This window comes from Sphingobacterium prati (genome assembly GCF_013167215.1).
Lineage (GTDB): Bacteria > Bacteroidota > Bacteroidia > Sphingobacteriales > Sphingobacteriaceae > Sphingobacterium > Sphingobacterium prati.
The window spans coordinates 147,345-167,108 of record NZ_JABJWY010000032.1 but is presented as its reverse complement, the minus strand read 5'-3'; the positions used below and the strand labels follow the sequence as shown (position 1 = coordinate 167,108).

21 protein-coding genes are annotated in these 19,764 nt (G+C 40.1%); 4 read left to right on the top strand and 17 right to left on the bottom strand.

What is annotated here, in order from left to right:
- The first annotated feature begins 78 nt into the window (after window positions 1–78).
- Window positions 79–444, top strand: coding sequence for a DUF488 domain-containing protein (locus HPC41_RS09040; protein ID WP_172393704.1), 366 nt, complete (start codon window positions 79–81; stop codon window positions 442–444).
- Between the two features lie 14 nt (window positions 445–458).
- Window positions 459–764 (top strand): cupin domain-containing protein, encoded by a 306-nt coding sequence (locus HPC41_RS09035; protein WP_172393703.1) that lies wholly within the window; start codon window positions 459–461, stop codon window positions 762–764.
- A gap of 15 nt (window positions 765–779) precedes the next feature.
- Here the strand turns inward: HPC41_RS09035 and HPC41_RS09030 are convergent, their stop codons facing one another.
- Window positions 780–1,274 (bottom strand): metallophosphoesterase family protein, encoded by a 495-nt coding sequence (locus tag HPC41_RS09030; protein WP_172393702.1) that lies wholly within the window; start codon window positions 1,272–1,274, stop codon window positions 780–782.
- A gap of 3 nt (window positions 1,275–1,277) precedes the next feature.
- Window positions 1,278–1,985: a tRNA1(Val) (adenine(37)-N6)-methyltransferase gene (locus HPC41_RS09025; protein WP_172393701.1), complete on the bottom strand. Its 708-nt coding sequence runs from the start codon at window positions 1,983–1,985 to the stop codon at window positions 1,278–1,280.
- Between the two features lie 93 nt (window positions 1,986–2,078).
- Between HPC41_RS09025 and HPC41_RS09020 the strand changes: the two genes are divergently transcribed.
- The gene (locus HPC41_RS09020; protein ID WP_172393700.1) at window positions 2,079–3,224 is read left to right on the top strand and encodes a hypothetical protein; all 1,146 of its coding nucleotides are present in this window, start codon (window positions 2,079–2,081) and stop codon (window positions 3,222–3,224) included.
- A gap of 134 nt (window positions 3,225–3,358) precedes the next feature.
- On the opposite strand, the gene mutS is transcribed toward HPC41_RS09020, so the two are convergent.
- On the bottom strand, window positions 3,359–5,965 hold the full coding sequence (mutS, locus tag HPC41_RS09015) for a DNA mismatch repair protein MutS (RefSeq protein WP_216660715.1): 2,607 nt from the start codon (window positions 5,963–5,965) through the stop codon (window positions 3,359–3,361).
- Between the two features lie 136 nt (window positions 5,966–6,101).
- Here mutS and mtgA point away from each other — a divergent pair, with 136 nt between their 5' ends.
- Window positions 6,102–6,866, top strand: coding sequence for a monofunctional biosynthetic peptidoglycan transglycosylase (gene mtgA / locus HPC41_RS09010; RefSeq protein WP_172393699.1), 765 nt, complete (start codon window positions 6,102–6,104; stop codon window positions 6,864–6,866).
- A gap of 102 nt (window positions 6,867–6,968) precedes the next feature.
- Here the strand turns inward: mtgA and HPC41_RS09005 are convergent, their stop codons facing one another.
- From HPC41_RS09005 to nrfD, 14 genes are all read right to left on the bottom strand, one after another.
- Entirely contained in the window at window positions 6,969–7,424 is a 456-nt protein-coding gene (locus HPC41_RS09005; protein WP_172393698.1) for an ABC transporter ATPase, read from the bottom strand.
- A gap of 20 nt (window positions 7,425–7,444) precedes the next feature.
- Window positions 7,445–7,990, bottom strand: a complete 546-nt coding sequence (locus HPC41_RS09000) for a DUF420 domain-containing protein (protein WP_172393697.1) — start codon at window positions 7,988–7,990, stop codon at window positions 7,445–7,447.
- A gap of 8 nt (window positions 7,991–7,998) precedes the next feature.
- Window positions 7,999–8,727 carry an SCO family protein gene (locus tag HPC41_RS08995; protein ID WP_172393696.1) on the bottom strand — a complete coding sequence of 243 codons (729 nt, stop codon included), beginning with the start codon at window positions 8,725–8,727 and terminating at the stop codon, window positions 7,999–8,001.
- Window positions 8,728–8,739: 12 nt separating this feature from the next.
- Window positions 8,740–9,117: a cytochrome C oxidase subunit IV family protein gene (locus HPC41_RS08990; RefSeq protein WP_120261492.1), complete on the bottom strand. Its 378-nt coding sequence runs from the start codon at window positions 9,115–9,117 to the stop codon at window positions 8,740–8,742.
- Window positions 9,118–9,144: 27 nt separating this feature from the next.
- On the bottom strand, window positions 9,145–9,879 hold the full coding sequence (locus HPC41_RS08985; protein ID WP_108635989.1) for a cytochrome c oxidase subunit 3: 735 nt from the start codon (window positions 9,877–9,879) through the stop codon (window positions 9,145–9,147).
- Window positions 9,880–9,888: 9 nt separating this feature from the next.
- Entirely contained in the window at window positions 9,889–10,470 is a 582-nt protein-coding gene (locus HPC41_RS08980; RefSeq protein ID WP_172393695.1) for a cytochrome c oxidase subunit 3, read from the bottom strand.
- Complete coding sequence (gene cyoE / locus HPC41_RS08975; RefSeq protein ID WP_172393694.1) at window positions 10,470–11,375, bottom strand: heme o synthase; 906 nt, start codon at window positions 11,373–11,375, stop codon at window positions 10,470–10,472. The genes HPC41_RS08980 and cyoE overlap by 1 nt, the downstream gene beginning before the upstream one ends.
- Before the next feature lie 73 nt (window positions 11,376–11,448).
- Complete coding sequence (locus HPC41_RS08970; protein WP_172393693.1) at window positions 11,449–12,492, bottom strand: COX15/CtaA family protein; 1,044 nt, start codon at window positions 12,490–12,492, stop codon at window positions 11,449–11,451.
- 79 nt (window positions 12,493–12,571) lie between these two features.
- Complete coding sequence (locus HPC41_RS08965; RefSeq protein WP_172393692.1) at window positions 12,572–14,443, bottom strand: cytochrome c oxidase subunit I; 1,872 nt, start codon at window positions 14,441–14,443, stop codon at window positions 12,572–12,574.
- 28 nt (window positions 14,444–14,471) lie between these two features.
- Entirely contained in the window at window positions 14,472–15,809 is a 1,338-nt protein-coding gene (locus HPC41_RS08960) for a cytochrome c oxidase subunit II (protein ID WP_172393691.1), read from the bottom strand.
- 43 nt (window positions 15,810–15,852) lie between these two features.
- Window positions 15,853–17,088 carry a quinol:cytochrome C oxidoreductase gene (locus tag HPC41_RS08955; RefSeq protein WP_172393690.1) on the bottom strand — a complete coding sequence of 412 codons (1,236 nt, stop codon included), beginning with the start codon at window positions 17,086–17,088 and terminating at the stop codon, window positions 15,853–15,855.
- A 19-nt stretch (window positions 17,089–17,107) separates the two neighbouring features.
- Window positions 17,108–17,623: a c-type cytochrome gene (locus HPC41_RS08950; RefSeq protein ID WP_313533445.1), complete on the bottom strand. Its 516-nt coding sequence runs from the start codon at window positions 17,621–17,623 to the stop codon at window positions 17,108–17,110.
- Between the two features lie 106 nt (window positions 17,624–17,729).
- The gene (locus HPC41_RS08945) at window positions 17,730–18,266 is read right to left on the bottom strand and encodes a DUF3341 domain-containing protein (protein ID WP_104385006.1); all 537 of its coding nucleotides are present in this window, start codon (window positions 18,264–18,266) and stop codon (window positions 17,730–17,732) included.
- Window positions 18,267–18,272: 6 nt separating this feature from the next.
- Window positions 18,273–19,757 (bottom strand): NrfD/PsrC family molybdoenzyme membrane anchor subunit, encoded by a 1,485-nt coding sequence (nrfD, locus tag HPC41_RS08940; protein ID WP_077437920.1) that lies wholly within the window; start codon window positions 19,755–19,757, stop codon window positions 18,273–18,275.
- Window positions 19,758–19,764 lie beyond the last annotated feature (7 nt).

The window sequence follows — 19,764 nt, the reverse complement described above, 5'->3', positions numbered from 1 at the left end:
TGCTTTTCGCGTAAAATCACCTATTTAGATCACTGTACATCATTGATTACGATAAAGTAGTTTTTAAAAAGCAAGCAAATGAAAATCGTTACAAAAAGAATTTACGATCCCCCTACATCCGATGATGGTTACCGTATGCTTGTTGATAGACTTTGGCCCCGTGGCATGACCAAAGAAAAAGCCGACCTGTCGGAATGGAATAAAGATCTCGCCCCCTCTACAGCGCTCCGTGTTTGGTTTCATCACAACCCAGATCTATGGAATCAATTTTCAAAAAAATATAAAGAAGAACTCGAACAGCAGGACCTCGGAAAAAACTGGTTGAAAGCACACAGACAACAAGCCGTTATTACATTACTATATGCGACAAAAGACAAAATACATAGTCACGCAACAATCCTACAGCAGTACCTACAAGAGCTGTCCAAGAAGACTAAACCCTAAAACATAAATTGATTATGCAAACAGCATCTATTTTTCAAAATATCACCTACCATGAAAAACATCCCAAGATGGATCTTTTACTGGAAACAGGGAACAGCAAAGAGTATCGCCTGGCTTTTGCCAAAGGGCAATATCTGAAGGAACACAAAACCTCCACCTCAATTATTGTAGAGATTATAGAGGGTAGTATCGATTTTGGAGTGAATGGTAGCAAAATCAACTTAACCAAGGGAATGTTGGTTGCCTTGGAGCCAGATACGCCACATGATCTATTTGCGCTTACACAAAGTGTACTCCGTTTATCCATCATGAAAGCTTAGTCTTTCTACGCAATGCTAGCGTCCTTTGAGTTCGATAACTTCTAGGTTTTCAATTTTGTCTTTATTGATCTCAAAACGCATGAGTGTTCTTACTTTATGCCAGCCATGTTTCCCCGCCGCTCCGGGATTGAGATGAAGGCAACGGATTTTCGGATCAAAAACCACCTTGAGGATATGAGAGTGCCCTGTGATAAACAATTTTGGTGGATTCACTGTTAATTCTGTTTTTATTCGCGGCGCATACTTACCAGGGTAACCTCCGATATGGGTCATAAAGACCTCCACTTCCTCACAGGTAAATCTCAAATTTTCGGGAAAACGTAGCCGCAGATCCTGTCCATCTATATTTCCGTATACCCCACGCAAGGGCTTAAAAGCTTCCAATTGGTCAGCAACATCAGCGTCACCAAAATCCCCAGCGTGCCAAATTTCATCGCAATCAGCAAAGTACTTGAATACAGATTCATCTAAATAGGAATGTGTATCCGAAAGAAGTCCAATTTTTGTCATCGTCTAAAAAGCTAAAAAATAAGGTGCTAAAGCCTGTTTGTAGGAATCAGAGTACATGCCTTTGGATTTGTAGATCACAAATACACGCTCATCAATCGTTGTAGTCGGCATACGCCCAAAAGTAACGATCTTTCGGATAACAGGATCCCCATCGAAAGAACTTATTTGAATTTCAGCACTACAGTACAAACGATATTCGATAGCCAGTGCCGCGACTGTTTCTGCCAGCTGTGTAGGAAGAATCAAAACAATTTTCCCCTGAGGACTTAGGTGCGAAGATCCAAACTGTAATAATTCACCAAAAAAATTCAGATCGGTATGCCGGGCTAATTTCTTCCGGGCATCCGGATTATGCAACGAATCTGTGTAAAAAGGAGGATTGGAGACAATCAGATCATAATGATGTGTGATTTGTAGATGTTGAAAAGCAGTAGCATGTAACACGAGACGATCCCGAAAAATCGAATTGTTAAAATTTCTATGGGCCATCGCTGCCGCGAGTTTATCTATCTCCACAGCATCTACCTGACTATCACCCATGCGTTGAGCCAACATGAGCGCAATCACACCTGTTCCCGTACCGACATCCAAAATCCGTTTCGCATCATGCATATCGATCAAGGAAGCCAACAGTACTCCATCTGTATTGATCTTCATTGCACAATCAGATTGATCAACTTCAAATTGTTTAAATCGAAATATCGAAGCCATAGACCAAAGATAAAACTTTTGGGATGTTTGCCCCAAATAACAAAGACATCATTCAATTTATTTATTAATTTAGTCGTTATAAATCCATAAGCCATGATAATCCGTGCGTTCACTTTTGCAATATTTGCTTTCATTTGCTTTCTCGCCCCAGAAAAAATCCAGGCACAAGAAACATGTGAAAAACACACAGCAGCGATCCTTCCTTTGATAACGACTGCCTTGAACAGCAATGAGTTTGATAAGATTGACCCCTTGTTAAAGACCTTACAGGCCAGCTGTGGTATAACGGAATTTGGCCAACGCCTACACATTCTTTTGCTCATTATCGACAAAAAGAACAGTGGTACAGAAATCCAGCACTATATCGATAATCAATTGGACAAGACATTACTTCAACGTTTTGATGCGGCTGACCGGGACGACTTCGCTCAACAATACGAAAAAAATAGAGCGAAATACAATTTCTACCCCTTGCGGCACCCCTTGGACAATTTAATCAAGATAAGAGCGCTGGCGCTACTCTCCTCAACCAATTACGATCTCAATGATCGTGAAAGAGACATTCTTCATTTATTCTCTGACAGCGGCAGTCCTGAAGATGAACCTGCACCCCAAAATCTCGAACGCCCGATTAGTCATCCACAAACGCACGGAAACCGAAGCAAATCCAAACTGGGTTATGTTCCTCTCATCGGTGTAATGAGCCCCTTGGGAGGCACAAATAAAGTTTTTGGAACAAATTTCATGTTTGGATTTAAGTTAATGAGTTCATTGGAACGCAAATTCATATTTGAGGGCGGTATCAATATCCGTATCAATTCAAACGATAAAAATATTGATTACAATTATGAAGGGTCTAATGTCACCGTCAACTCTTCCACAACCGGATTTATAGGCGGTGCTGTAGGATATAAAATTTTTGATAGCGAGAAATGCATTCTGATTCCCAAAGGAATCATAGGGATAGATATTACAGATACAGGAATTACCGAAAGCGTCTATTCAGATGGATATTACGACCCAGATGGCTACTACTATGAGGGTGGTTACAACGATCGCATGGTCACCATTAACAATGTTCATTTAGGTTTAGGCTTTGCCTCTCTTTTTCAAATGAGAAATAAGAAATATGTGGGTATTGAAGTGGGTTACCACTATGCACCCTATGATGCAAGCAGCAGGGTCCTTACACCGATACAAGCAAATTACGGAACTGCAGCACTGTTCTTCAGATTTTAAAACCATTGATCACCACTTGTCATCGGATGTCTGTTTTTTCTCCGATGATGTTATGTGAACGACCAAGCGACAAGAGCCCGTGCTTATCTATTATGAGGCCCGCATCGGCGGGAACGGCCTCCTGTCATGCTTATTTAATTTTTTAGCAAACGCTGAATTTCATCCAATTTCATCAAAGCCTCTACAGGTGTCAGCGAGTTGACATCGAGGTTATTCAACATGTCGCGGATTTTATTCAAAACCGGATCATCAATGGAAAACATTTGCAGTTGATAAGCTTGTTTTTGAATCTTACGCATACTATCTTTAATCTGCTCCCCTCCCGTACGTTCCTGCTCCAACCGTTTTAAAATTTGATTGGCACGGTTCAATAGCTTTGGAGGCATTCCGGCAAGCTTGGCGACATGGATCCCAAAACTATGCTCTGATCCTCCAGGCACCAGTTTCCGCAAAAAAATCACTTTGTTATTGACCTCCTTTACCGTCACATTATAATTTTTTATGCGTTCAAGAGAGGTTGACAATTCATTCAATTCATGATAGTGAGTCGCAAAGAGCGTTTTTGCTTTGGCAGCAGGATGATTATGTAAATATTCCGCTATTGCCCAGGCGATCGAAATTCCATCATAAGTACTCGTACCACGCCCAATTTCATCCAAAAGAATCAGGCTTCTATCTGAGAGATTATTCATGATACTTGCGGTTTCATTCATCTCCACCATAAATGTAGACTCCCCGGAGGACAAATTATCCGAAGCCCCTACCCGTGTGAATATTTTATCGACCAAACCAATCTTAGCTTCTTTAGCTGGAACGAAGCAGCCGATCTGCGCCATCAAGACAATCAATCCTGTCTGACGGAGCAAGGCCGATTTACCGGCCATATTCGGACCGGTAATAATAATAATCTGCTGTGCTTTCGGATCCAGATAAGTATCGTTGGTAATATAATCTTCACCTATCGGCAGATTTTTTTCGATAACTGGATGCCGTCCACCTTTTATATCTAAAATCTTACTGTCACTCACCTCTGGTTTGACGTAATAGTTCTTCTCTGCGACAATGGCAAAATTAAGTAGCACGTCCAGCTTGGCAATAAGCTGTGCATTCAGTTGAATCGGTTTGATATATTCTGCAATAGCAACCAATAGTTCAGCATAGAGTCTATTTTCCAATGCCTGGATTTTTTCTTCGGCTCCAAGAATCTGCTCCTCATATTCTTTCAGTTCCTCTGTGATATATCGTTCCGCATTGACCAAGGTTTGCTTTCGGATCCACTCCGTTGGAACCTTGTCCTTATGTGTATTCGTTACTTCAAGATAGTAACCAAATACATTGTTGAAGGCGATCTTTAGGGACGGGATACCCGTCAGTTCAGCTTCCCTTTTCTGAATTTCCAACAAATAATCTTTACCACCAAAAGAAATCTTACGCAGGCGATCCAATTCAGCATCAACTCCCGCAGCAATGACGTTGCCCTTATTAATGGCGACAGGCGGCTCAGCCTGTATTTGTTGCTCTATTCGTTCTCGAATGGCGGCACAGGCATCCAATTGATCGGATATCAGGGCCAGCGATTGCGCGTCCTTACGGTCAGTCAGTTCCTTGAGCTTTTCAATGGCATGTAAAGCACGTTTCAATTGAACGATCTCTCTTGGATTGGCCTTTTGAAGTCCGATCTTTGATATCAGCCGTTCCAGGTCACCAACTTGTTTGATCTGACCGATAAGTTCGTCCCGCAGTTCACGGTTGCTAAAAAAGAAATCCACCACGTCCAAACGTTCCTGGATACCCTTTTTATCTTTCAATGGCATGACGATCCATCGCTTTAATAATCGCGCGCCCATTGGACTGGCTGTATGATCGAGGACATCTGAAAGTGTAACTGCATTTTCGTTCATGGATCCGATCAGTTCCAGATTGCGGATCGTAAATCGGTCCAGCCACATAAACCGGTCTTCTTCAATACGGGAAAGCGTCGATATATGTTGTAGGTTGCGATGTTCCGTCTCATTGAGGTAATGCAGGGCAACCCCCGCCGCAACGATGCCTGCTGACATCCGCTCCACGCCAAAGCCTTTCAACGATGCAACTTCAAAGTGCTTTAACAAAGCCTCGGTCGCATAGTCACCAGTATAGGGCCACTCATCCAAAAAATAAGTATAATAGTGTGCTCCGAACTGCTCGATAAAATCCTTGCTTTGTTTTTTTGGTAAAATGATTTCAGTCGGTTTAAATCCCTGAAGCAATTTATCAATATAGGATGTACTTCCTTGTGCGACCAAAAATTCGCCTGTTGAAATATCCAGAAAAGCGAGACCGATCTTGTCTTTATCTGTAAAAATCGAGGCTAGATAATTATTCGATTTCTGTTGAACAATGTTATCATTGTAAGAGACTCCAGGAGTAACCAATTCCGTGACGCCACGTTTAACGATCGTTTTTGTCGTTTTGGGATCCTCCAACTGATCACAGATTGCTACCCGTTGACCTGCACGCACTAATTTTGGGAGGTAAGTCTCCAAGGAGTGATGCGGAAAACCTGCCAATGCCGTTTCGGATTCCGAACCATTCCCTCGCTTTGTCAAAACAATACCCAAAATTTGAGCCGCCTTGATCGCATCCTCACCAAATGTCTCGTAAAAATCGCCAACACGGAACAACAATAACGCACCAGGATACTTAATCTTGATTGCATTATACTGTTGCATCAACGGAGTTACTTTCTTTTCTTTTGCCAACTTCTAAAATCAAATTTGTGAAGCGTAAAAATAGGATAATATCGTCGCTTTGGCAAACAATCCCCTCAACTTCTCGATAAAATCATTTCCATTAAACAAGAATATACGCTAAGTTTGTATCCGAAAAAAATTAGTCATGGCCATCAAAAGATCTGGTAAGCAAAATACTGCCAGCAAGCAAAAAAATACCTTTAAAAAAGTTTCCTTCAATCCGTTGAAGTCTATCAAATCACCCATTCTACGCATCATAAGCAGAGTCCTCCTCTATTTTATTGGTATCAGTTTTTTTTGGGTAATTAGCTTACGCTTTATTAACCCGCCTATTACCTGGCTCATGATTCAACGTGGTTTTGAACTCAAGGAACAAGGAAAGGGATTTAAACTAGAAAAAAACTGGTTGAGTTATGATGAGCTTTCGGATAATCTAAAGCTAGCAGCGATTGCAGGGGAAGATGCTCATTTCATGACACACTGGGGATTTGACCTGAAAGGCATTCAAAATGCCATAAAGAAAAATTCACAAGGTAAAAAATTGCGCGGTGGAAGTACAATTAGTCAACAGGTTGCCAAAAACGTCTTTCTATGGCCGGGGCGCTCCTGGCTAAGAAAAGGTTTTGAAACCTACTTTACCGTTCTAATCGAAACCTTCTGGAGTAAAAAACGCATCCTCGAGGTTTATCTTAATGTTATTGAAATGGGACGAGGCGTATATGGTGCTGACGCTGCTGCAGAATATTACTTTAGCAAAACAGGAAGCAATCTTTCCAAAAAACAGGCTGCGCTGATCATTGCGATCTTACCAAATCCGCGTGCATGGGACGCACGCAATCCATCTGCTTATGTCAATAGAAGAGCAAATGCAATAGCAAAGTATATGCATCATTATACCATTCCTGAATAGTGGGATTGATAAGGCCTTCCATTCGTTTAAGAATATAGCACTACATTTATAAAAAGAGCGCCATTTTAGCAATGGCGCTCTTTTTATAAATGATATTTTTCACTATGCGAATAATCTCTTATGCCAGCTTTCCTTAAAAGGAACAATCCAAGCACTATCCAGCTGATGATCGTAAGTGATCGTATTATCAAACACAAGCGTATTGTCATCTATTTCACCGGTAGCCAAAAGCTTTTCAAAGATTGCACGATTCGCTACAGCTACACCATTCGTTGATTTATACGCAAACTGCATACGATCGAAGAGCTGAACATGATACCTTTCCTCTATTCCCTTTAGGAAGCGAACCGAACTATCTACAGAGCAACCGGATGCCGCCGCGATAGCCTCATCAACCTTTAGAATAATAAAAAGGTTGTCGCGCAGTTCAGCAGAGGCAGACAAGGGCTTACCATGCACTTTCCACTGCTCAGCAAAAGCCGATAGTTCAACTTCGATTTGTTGCCCCTCCTCAACCGTGAGGATGCGATCAGCTTGATATATCCAAATACGTTTCATAAGCACTCTCCTTTATTAAATTAACCTATATAATAAGGTGAAATCATCAAATAGACAATGACGCCTGTCACTGCAACATACAGCCACATCGGATAGGTAATCCGAGCCAACTTCTTATGCCGTTCATAAGACCCCGAAATACCCCGCACAAAAGTAAACAGCACAAATGGGATTATAATGATAGATAAGAGGATATGTGTGATCAATATAAAAAAATAGATTGGCCTTAAAATACCTTCCCCTCCATATTTCGTTTCGATCGATGTCATGTGATAAGCCACATACAGCGCCAAAAAAGCCAGGGAACAAGCAATACAATATTTAATCAAACGTTCATGCAATGTTTTATTTCCCTTCTTTATTGCTGCGACAGCCCAAACCAACAGTACTGCAGTGATACCATTAATTGTAGCGTAAATAGGCGGCAAAAACGTCAAGGGCTTTACATCATAACCCAGCTTTTGTAAATTGACGGTAAATAGGATAGCTACAATTATTGGAATCACAATAGACAGAAGCCAGATCCACTTGCTATACTTTTTCTCCTTAATAAGACTCTCTTCCATAATAATAATTACCTGTTTTGTTCTATGGTAGCCGGATGGTTCCGAATTTCCTCCACCAACAATAGCTTAATTTCATCTTCAAGACGGTCTACGTCTGTTTTTACATTAATGTCATACATCCCTCTAATCCGTCCTTTTGTATCAAGTAAAAGATAATTTGAACCAATAATGAATGGCTTGTTATTATCATTGTTGACTAATGCATCCTGTAATAGGCTCTCTTTGGCAAATTTAAAGATATCCACAGTAGGATCTGTCACAAAAAACCAAGATTTAGTCCAGGGTTTGTAAACTTTGACATATTTCGCCAATACTTCGGGTGTATCATAACTTGTGTCTACTGTGATCGAATACAGTTTTACCTTTTTGTTATGAATAAATCGATTGGCTATCTGGTCTAGCTTTTTCACCATTGTTCGCGACAATGAAGCGTCTCTTGAATACATCAAATGTACCACAGATAGCGTCGTATCACTGTCCAATAGGCGTACATGCTTGCCGTCATAATTAACGAAATCAACGGGCGGAACTGTATGATAGATTGTATCTGGAATATCACGTCCCCACTTCCGATGGGTTGTCCCCGGCACTTCCTTCTTACCTAGAATCGGCAGTGAAGCATAACTATTCGAACCGCTTTTATTTAGTATAAAATATAAAAATCCTGGCAATAAGAGAATTACTGCCAGGATCAATATAGTTTTAATACCTTTCTTTTGTCCAGTATTATTGTCCATTATTCACCTTATCTATTTATTTGGAAACAATTGATGCTCTTGAAAAGCACCTGCCAAGAAACCTCCCTCAACTAACATCAGGACGATAAAATAAATAATAAAAATAAAGACTATTGCAACGGTAACGATGAAACTCGATTTTTCGAATTTCAAGTGCATAAAGAATGCAACGATATAATATGCTTTAACTAATGTTAAAACAATATAGATGGTATTTACCAATGCACCTTTGGCCAAAATTTGCCAGTGGTGAACAAAACCTAACGCAATTAAGAACTCTAGACAAGTAAGCGCCAAAAGTACGCCAAATACTCTCCAAATGGCTTTCTTATCCATCCCACCTTCGTGAGCATGCTCTCCGTGAGCGATATTATCTTGATATTGTGACATAGCGATCTAAAATTATTAATTCAGTAATTAGATTAAGTAGAAGAATGTAAATACGAATACCCACACCAAATCCACAAAGTGCCAATATAAACCTACTTTTTCAATCATTAAATAAGAACCACGATTTTCAAAAGTATTATTCAAAGTCATGCAAAGAATGATGATGTTTAATATAATACCTACAGTAACGTGGAAACCGTGAAAACCTGTAATCGTGAAGAACAAGTTTGCAAATTGCAACGCCGATGTATAGGAAATATCGTGTGTAAAGTACGGTAGCAATGCAGTTTTAATCGCATCCCCTTCTAGACCTGTAGCCGGATTTTTACCAAACCAGAAACCCATGTGGTGTAAGTGGGTCCACTCGATAGCCTGACAACCTACGAAACATATACCACCCAAAATCGTCCAAAGCATCCATTTGACAACTTCATTTTTTTGATTACGGTGACCAGCTTCAACAGCCAAAACCATTGTCACAGAAGACATAATCAAGATAAAGGTCATCAAACCTACGAATACCAAAGGTTGACCATGCTCCGCAATACCCGGGATAGATTGGAAAATCTTATCAGGATCTGGCCAAGTTGGGTGAGAAAAGCGTTGTGCGCCATAATAAACCAAAAATGCAGAAAATGTGAAGGCATCCCCTACCAAGAAAAACCACATCATGATTTTTCCATACTCTAAGTTCCAAGGTGATTTTCCACCATTCCATGGACCAGTTTTTACCTTATCCAATTGCGATACTGTTGTACTCATTGTTTACTATTATTGATTCAAAAGTAAGAAAACATATATATAAATCCATAAAAGATCGAGAAAATGCCAAAAAATACTGGCAAGATCCATGCGGAAAAGATTGCCGTCTTTAGAAAGCTTATTCGCTCCTATAATCGCGCCAATCAAAACGATCAAACCCGCAATAATATGCGCCAAGTGCATTCCTGTAAAAATGTAGATAAAAGATTGAGATGCATTGTTATTGACAAAATAAACACCTCGTTCAGTTAACACATTCCAAGCATGTACTTGCAATGCAAAAAACACGATACCCAAAACAAAAGTAACCATTAACAATAACTTCTGTTTGGAAGAATCACCATTTTTAGCAGCTCTATGTGCCAAAAACATCGTAAGACTACTCACCACGATTACGATTGTGCTATAGACGAACGTATCAGGTAACAATGTCTTGATTCCTTTGTCCACGCCACTCGCTGTATATACAATGAAACCACTGGATAACGCGGCAAACATCATGAACATACCCAACATACCCAACCAAAGGTTGAATTTCTGGGCCTTTCTCTGTACTAACTTCTCGTCAGTTTGTGCTTGTATATCTAACATTATTTCAAAGGAATAAAGTTAAGCAATAATACGAGTTGTGTAACAGGTAAATAGATGAATGATGTAAACATCACTTTCTTTGCTGAAGGAATATCACAATTCTTAAACAGCAAATAGCCATAATATCCAAACATCAATCCCCCAATGACCGACACTATCGTAAACCAAATTCCACCAAAGCCAAAATAATAAGGTATAAATCCTGCAGGAACCATTAACAGTCCTGAAATGAATACCATAAAGGCTGATATCTTATCTCTTTTTGTCGTTGGCAACAACCTAAAACCAGCCAATTTATAATCGTCATCGACGACCCAAGCAATCGCCCAAAAATGTGGGAACTGCCATAAAAACTGAATAGCAAACAACACGAAGGGAATAATAATAATTGCGGCTTCGTTATGTCCACTATAATAGGCCAGGTCATCCTGTGAAAAAGCAGCATAATAACCAATTAATGGTGGAAATGCGCCAGGAAATGCCCCTACAAAAACGGCTATCGGTGACTTTCTTTTTAAAGGTGTATAAATGAATGCATAAAGAAGGATACAAAAAACCGACAATAAGCCAGCGACAAAATTTAAGCGGACCAATACCAAAGTACCCAATATGCCCATAAAGACACTCAATACCAAAGCTTGCCCTGTTGTCATCCGACCCGAAGGTAGCGGTCTATCCTCTGTACGTTTCATCAACTTATCCAGATCCTTTTCGATGATCTCATTAAAACCATTGGCAGAACCTGTGACCAGAAAACCACCTACAGTCAACAATAACCAATTGACCCAGAAAATTTCACCCTGTTGTTTTGATCCTATCAGAAAAGCAATTGACGCGGAAAATACCACCGTCAACGTAAGTCTTAACTTAACGAGCTTATTGAAATCTGAAATAAATTCTTTCATAATTAAAAGAGACCTCCTACTACCAGTGTATTCAAACACGAACTTTTAAACATAAACATCCCGAATTTCAAAATTAATGCCTTTGCTTAGTCAACAGCAACAACAGATAAAATTGGGCACCAAATAATAGCGTCCCAACAACCAGATGCGTTGTCTGTGCAAATGCAGGTATTGCAAATCGAGCTAAGATAATTCCTGATAGCATTTGGATACCCACGAGGATCAATGCGATCAAAGCGAATTTAAACTGCTTAGATCCCGTATTGAAACTTGTGCGGACCAAAAAGAATAATACAATAACTAAAATCAAAGAACAATATGCCAACCATCGATGCACTTCAAATTGTTGGCCAATAGCTGTTATAAAATCGGCGCGGGCAATGTCGGAGCCAGTCAATAGATCTACTTCTTCCCGAACCCCCGTTCCGACGATCACTTGCGTTAACATCAACAAAATAGAGATCAACGCAAGACCTTTTAATACGCCTAAAGAACGATTAACCAATATGGTCTTGTCACGTAGTGTAACCGCTTTAAAGTATGTATATACGCTGATACAAACAATTACAAGCGCCAAGAGCATATGTACTGTGATTATCCAAGGCATCAAATTGGTCGATACAACGATCGAACCTAACCATGCTTGAATGACCACAACAAAAAGATTAACCACTGACCAAACAACGATTGAACTTTTTGATTTTATATATGTGAAGGAATAAATTGCAGTAAACAATAAACAAAATCCAGAAATAACGCCTACCAAACGATTGATGTACTCCGTCCAAGTCTTCGCAACATTAAAATCCTCATGCTGCAAGATACTTTTATCAGTACGGAGCTTGTAAGCCATTTCCTTATCCCCAAAAAATTCTACAATTTTGGCGAAACGCTCATTTTTTTTTGCTCTTCCCTCAATATAATGTTGTTCGTATCCTTGTGGTAGCTGGGAGATATCTGTGGGTGGAATAATACGGTTAAAACATTTTGGCCAATCTGGACATCCCATGCCTGAACCTGTACTCCGTACAACACCTCCAGCAATAATGACCATGAATAATACGATAATCGTAATAAAATTGGTCTTTATAAATCGCTTTTCAGCTGCTGGAAACATAATACTACCCCTACCTCTTAAAATACAAACTTGTATAAAATAGAGTAGGACAAGTCCTACTCCATTCAATTAAATTTTATTAGTCTCTTCTACCATTTTGAGCATTCCATTCTGCCTGGATACGCTCAGCTTCCTCATCCCCTTCAAAATCATGAGGCAAATTCGAGCTCATTGTTTGGGAAAAAGGAACATCTTGAGGAATGAAATCCTCATCGTGACCCGGCTTACTGTAATCATAAGGCCAACGGTGTACTGTCGGAATTTCGCCTGGCCAGTTACCATGGATATGCTCTACCGGAGTAGTCCATTCCAAAGTATTCGAATGCCAAGGATTTTGTGGCGCTTTCTTACCGAAGAAAATCGAGTAAAAGAAATTCCATAAGAAAGCAACCTGACCCAAAGCAGCAATGATCGCAGCCCAAGTCACCAATTGATTCACAGAAACCCATTTTGCCATGAAAGCAAACTCCGTAAATGCATAGTAACGACGTGGTACACCATCAATACCCATAAAGTGCATTGGGAAGAATACCAGGTAAGCACCGATGAAAGTCAACCAAAAGTGTAAATAACCCAATTTTGTGTTCATCATACGGCCAAACATCTTAGGGTACCAGTGGTAAACACCACAAAGCATACCAAAAATGGAAGCCGATCCCATTACCAAGTGGAAGTGGGCTACGACAAAATATGTATCGTGTAGGTTGATGTCCAATGCCGCATTACCCAAGAACAATCCTGTCAAACCACCGGAGATAAAGAACGATACCAAACCGATAGCAAACATCATTGCTGGTGTAAAGCGGATATTACCTTTCCATAATGTTGCAAGGTAGTTAAAGGCCTTGACAGCCGAAGGAACGGCGATAATTAACGTTGTGATCATAAACACACCACCTAAGAAAGGATTCATACCTGTCACAAACATATGGTGACCCCATACGATAAAGGACAATACAGTAATACCGATCAAAGAGTAAACCATGGCGTGATAACCGAAGATTGGTTTACGTGAGTTTGTTGCAATAACCTCAGAAGTCAAACCTAAAGCCGGCATAACAACGATATATACCTCAGGGTGACCCAAGAACCAGAACAAGTGCTGGAACAAAATTGGAGAACCACCTTCGTTCGGTAAAATTTGTCCTTGTACGACCAAGTCAGACAAATAAAATGACGTACCAGCGGCACGGTCAAAAATCAAAAGAACAACTGCAGATACCAATACTGGGAATGACAACATACCCACGATGGCAGTTAAGAAAAACGCCCAGATTGTCAATGGCATTTTCCAAAGATCCATACCTTTTGTACGCATGTTCAAGATCGTACTTACATAGTTGATACCACCGATCAACTGCGAAGCAACGAATAGAACCATACTCACCAACCATAAAGTCATACCAGTTGCAGATCCAGCGATTGCCGTTGGTACAGCTGATAATGGTGGGTAGATTGTCCAACCGGCAGAAGCAGGCCCACTCTCCACAAAGAAAGAAGCAACCATAATAACTGACGCGATGAAAAACAACCAGTAAGATAACATATTCATAAAAGGCGACGCCATATCGCGCGCACCGATTTGATATGGAATTAATAAGTTACTGAATGTACCCGATAGACCTGCTGTCAACACGAAGAATACCATGACGGTACCGTGAATGGTCACCAAGGAAAGAAAAAACTCCGGTTTAATACGGCCACCTTCAGCCCATTTACCCAAGAATACTTCTAATATAGGGAATTCTTTATCCGGCCATGCTAACTGGATACGGAATAATACTGATAAAAGCATCGCAAAAACTGCCATGATGATACCAGTGATCAAGAATTGCTTGGCAATCATCTTGTGGTCACCAGAAAAGATATACTTTCTGATGAATGATTCCTCGTGATGATGTCCGTGCGAATCGTGATGTTCAGCGCTATGCGATATTACTGTACTTGACATATTCGATTTTATATTCAAAAATTCTTAATTAGTTCAAAGATGCTGTAACTTGTACGCTATCCTTTTTTACGTTAGCTGTTTTAGTACTGAATTCCTTTTGCAGATCCTCAGTAAAATATTTGTTTTGCTTAGCTAACCACTCTTTATATTGTGCCTCAGTAACAACAACAACTTTCTTTTGCATGTTGTAGTGACCAGATCCACAGATCTTGTTACACAACATCACGAAATCATAATTGTAGTCTCCCAAACGATCACGCATCTCTTCTGTTGTCACAGTAGGTGTGAATTGGAAATAGTTGGTCATTCCGGGTACCGCATTGATCTGAACACGGAAATCAGGAATAAAGAAAGAGTGAATAATATCTTTTGAAACGATGTGGAAACGAACTGGCTTGTTTACTGGCAACCAAATTTCAGAACCTTGAATATCATCCCAAGAATTTTTATCATTAAAGTCGATACCATAAGGATTCGTAGGTGTCGTCATTTTGTAATTACGTTTACCAATGATACCGTCGGTACCAGGATAACGAACCTGCCATTGGAATTGCTCTCCTAATACTTCAATCTGCAATGCTGATTTTTGAAGATCCTCAGGAATATTTGTAATTGATCTCCATGTAAAAAAGCCAAATAATACCAATACTGTCAAGACTACTGCCGGAACGATTGTCCAAAGTTTCTCAATGGCATTGTTATGTGGATAGTAGTACGCTTGACGTTTTGCACGCATACGGTACAAAAATGTAAAAGTCATTAACAAGACATGTGTAATCACCAATACAAATGTTGTAATTGCCGTTGTGATGATAAACATGGTATCAATGCGTGCACCATGTTCTGTTACCGCTGAACGCCAATAAGCTGCTCCCCAATGTACGTATGTCCAATAAACACCGTAAAGAAATACAACCAAGAAGATAAAGAACAATACCGATTGGAATGTGTTATTCGCAAATGGATTGTATTTACCATTCATTTTTCGTGTTAATTCATAAATCGAAAGTACCTTGCCAATCACAGCAACAATTGTACAAACGACTAAAAACAATAACACATAATATGTGAAGTTTTTATAAACCTGAGGGTCTATTTGCTTCACTTCTTCAACAGCAGGAGCAGCTGCGCTAGCTTCTGTAGTAGAGCTAGCAGATGCAACAGCAGCAGTACCTGCTGCCGCTGTTGTATCTTTTGCAACCGAATCCGTTGCTGCAGGGGCAGCTACCGCTGTAGTCGCCGCTTTAGCAGAATCAGATGCTACTGTATCTTGTTGACTTGCAAGAATAGGATTTGCAAAAAGCAGCCCTAGTGCAAGCACAAAACCCGAGATGGATTTGAATCTATTATTTAATTTAAAGCTCATTTCTTTTATAACGTTTTTACGTAACCTTCCTTTAAAAGTGAAACTATATTTGGTGATGTAAACTCTCATCCAAGAAAGGATGATTTTTAGGCACCAATGCTTGTTTGCTCAGTTTACTCATCACTAAAAAGATGAACAAACCTAAGAAACCAAGTGCAGTTCCGATTTCAATGATACCAAATCCTCTATGTTCAGCAACAGTACCAGGCATAACCATGATATAGTAATCAAGCCAGTGACCAGCCAACAATAGAATCGCTACGAACAACATGACGTTTTGCTTACGTTTCGCATCGCGATCTACTAATAGTAACAATGGTGCCACAAAGTTAATGATAATACTCAACCAAAACCAAGGTTTGTATTCAGGCTCCCAACGTTTGTAGAAATAAACTGTTTCTTCAGGAATGTTTGAATACCAAATCAACATGAATTGTGCAAACCAAACGTAAGTCCAGAAGATCGAGAAACCGAACATCAATTTACCCAAATCGTGTAAATGATTTTCGTTTACCCAGTTCATATAACCTGCTTTCTTCAAGACAACAACGATTACAGTAATGGCACATAAGCCACTTACCCACATTGCTGCGAAGTTATACCATCCGAACATGGTAGAAAACCAGTGTGCTTCTAAGGACATGATGGTATCAAAAGACCAGATTGGTGTAGTAAAGCCAAAAATAACCAAAAAGATTGCAGACAATTTGAATGACTTTTTGTAAGATGTCAAACCGCCTTCTAAATCCTCCTTATAAGAAAGTTTCGCAAGGACAACGGCAAAAATACTATAGATACCCATGAATACGATTTGACGAGTCAAAAAGAAAGGTACATTTAAGTAAGCAGATTTTCCTTCGATAATAGGGTCATAATTTGCGTGATTGGGGTCTAGTAGACCATCTGCATGCCAGTGATGATACAAGTTATGTGTAGTCAGACCTAAGCCCACTATAACTAATAAGATCAAGGATGCAATTGGTAAAACACCTGCCATAGCTTGAGGTATACGTACCAGACCTGCAGACCATGCAGACTGTGTTACATATTGCAAGGCAACGAAGAATGCTCCAGCTGCGCATACACATGTAAAGTAATAACCCATCAATAACAAGTTGGCGTAAGTACGCTCTACAGTAACGTGATCGCCCGAAAGCAACCCGAAAGCAACAGCAGCTACGCCTAGTACAACAGCGATAATACTGTACAATTTAGCTTTGCCAGCAAACTCGTATCGCTCGTTGAAATTATAATCGTGATGATGACTGTGAGTTCCCATTTATATATCTGATGTTAGATTATTTCTTTTGTAATTCGTGAACATACATAACAACTTTCCATCTCTCTTCTGGAGACAATTGCGATGCATGCGATCCCATAGAGTTGTGTCCGTAATAAATCGTATGGTAGATTTTACCATCTGTCAAGTCAGCCATCAAACCACCTCTTGAAGAGTTTGCCGCGTCTGTTCTGTGATAAGAAGGTGGCGGCGGAAAGTTCTCTAATTGACGGGTACCTCTAGAATCAGTTACACTACGATCTTTCGTCAGCGGTCCATCCCCTTTACCTTCCGGTCCGTGACATACCGAACAGTAAGTGGTGAACAATGCTTTTCCTTTTTCAAGGTTTTCTGCATTGACAACCAAAGGATTTTTAACTTCCCGCCCCGCACGTTCGTACTCCTCTAATGTATTGGCATACTCGAAACGAGTGAATCCAACTGGATCTGTACCCTTTGGCGGAGTTTGCGCTGTTTTTCCATCAGCAAAATTCGCGTTAGGTTGATCCGGATTGAACGCAAGCGGATCGTACATGTTACGGGAAAATTCCAAACCTGTACTACGAGTTGTTTTATCACCACAAGAAGAAACAAGTGCTGTTAATGCTACAGCTGCGCATACAGTTCCAAGTAAATTCTTCTTATTCATAGCTAACATATTTTCTATCATTGTACTTAACTTCAACAGCACCAGCTTCTTTCAATAAACTATCGATCAAAGCGTGATCTGCATTTTCTTTGGCATCTACTGCAAGGATGAAACGATCATCTGTCGCGCGCAAGTCCATCACTCGTGGTGCACGTCCTGGAAACAGGTGGTTACGGAAGAAAAATGTAGCAACCATACCCAAAGCACACAATAAGATGGTAACCTCAAATGTTACAGGAACAAAGTTTGGCATTGCAAAAGATGGTTTACCACCAATATTCATTGGCCAATCGTATACCATGGTATAATACAATAAACTAAACCCTAATGTCGTTCCCAATGCTCCAAAGCAAAATGCTGCGATAGGCAAGCGAGAAGGTTTCACACCTAACTTCGCTTCGATACCGTGGATAGGCATCGGAGTAAAGCAGTCATAAATACTTATATTGTTTGCTTGCAATTTGTCGATCCCATGCATCATGTCATCTGGATCCGCAAAACTACCTAATATATATTTTGTATTGCTCATTGCTGATTATTTTCTAACTGATAATTCTTTAATCTCTTCTTCTGTCACTGAATCATATTTTTCCAATGATTCTTGGAAGTACTCCACTTGCTCTGCAGGGAATGCACCTTCTTGAGCCAATTTAGTTTTATGTTGTAATGATGATGATTTCAACAACAATTTAACTTCGGCAATCGCGATACCTGGCAAGAAACGTAAGAACAACAAGAATAACGTAAAGAATAATCCAATTGAACCTACAAAGATACCAACGTCTGTCCAAGTTGGGTAGAACATTGCCCAAGATGAAGGCAAGTAATCACGGTGCAATGAAGTCACGATAATTACGAAACGCTCAAACCACATACCGATATTTACAACAATAGATAAGATCCATGAGATCGGAATACTTGTACGGATTTTTTTGAACCAAAATAACTGTGGAGAAATTACGTTACAAGTCATCATCGACCAGTATGCCCATGCATATGGACCCAACATACGGTTCTCGAAAGCATACATTTCGTATTCTGAACGAGAGTACATCGCGATAAACAACTCAGTTAAGTAAGCCACACCCACGATAGAACCAGTAGTCATGATGATGATATTCATCGACTCAATGTGGAACATCGTGATGTAGTTTTCAAAGTTCATTACTTTACGTAAGATCAACAATAAAGTCTGTACCATCGCAAAACCCGAGAAGATCGCACCTGCCACGAAATAGGGAGGGAAGATCGTCGTGTGCCATCCAGGAATAACCGAAGTTGCAAAGTCCATGGATACGATGGTGTGTACAGAAAGTACCAGTGGTGTTGAAATACCCGCCAAGATCAATGACACGATTTCAAAGCGTTGCCAAGTCTTCACAGAACCATTCCAACCGAATGATAATACAGAATAAATCTTTTGTTTTAATCCCGTAGCACGGTCACGGATAGTCGCGATATCTGGCAACAAACCACAGTACCAAAATACTAAGGATACGGTGAAGTATGTTGAGATCGCAAACGCATCCCATACCAATGGAGAGTTAAAGTTTACCCAAAGTGATCCAAATTGATTTGGAAGTGGGAAAATCCAATAAGCCAACCAAGGACGCCCCATGTGAGCCACAACATATGTAGCCGCACAGATTACCGCAAAGATCGTCATCGCCTCTGCGGAACGGTTGATTGAGTTACGCCAGTTTTGACGGAAAATTAATAATACGGCTGAAATCAACGTACCAGCGTGACCGATACCAACCCACCATACGAAGTCGGTGATATCCCAAGCCCAGCCTACAGTTTTATTCAGACCCCAAGCGCCGATACCTGTCCAAAAGGTATAACTAACGCTAACTACCCATAATAAAGCACCCAATACAGCAACGGTAAAACCAATCCACCATGCTTTATTTGGTTTATTTTCAACCGGTAGTAAGATATCATCCGTAATTTTTGCATACGTGATGTCTTTACCGGTCATTAATGGTTCTCTTAATATTGATTCGTTATGCGATGACATAGTATTT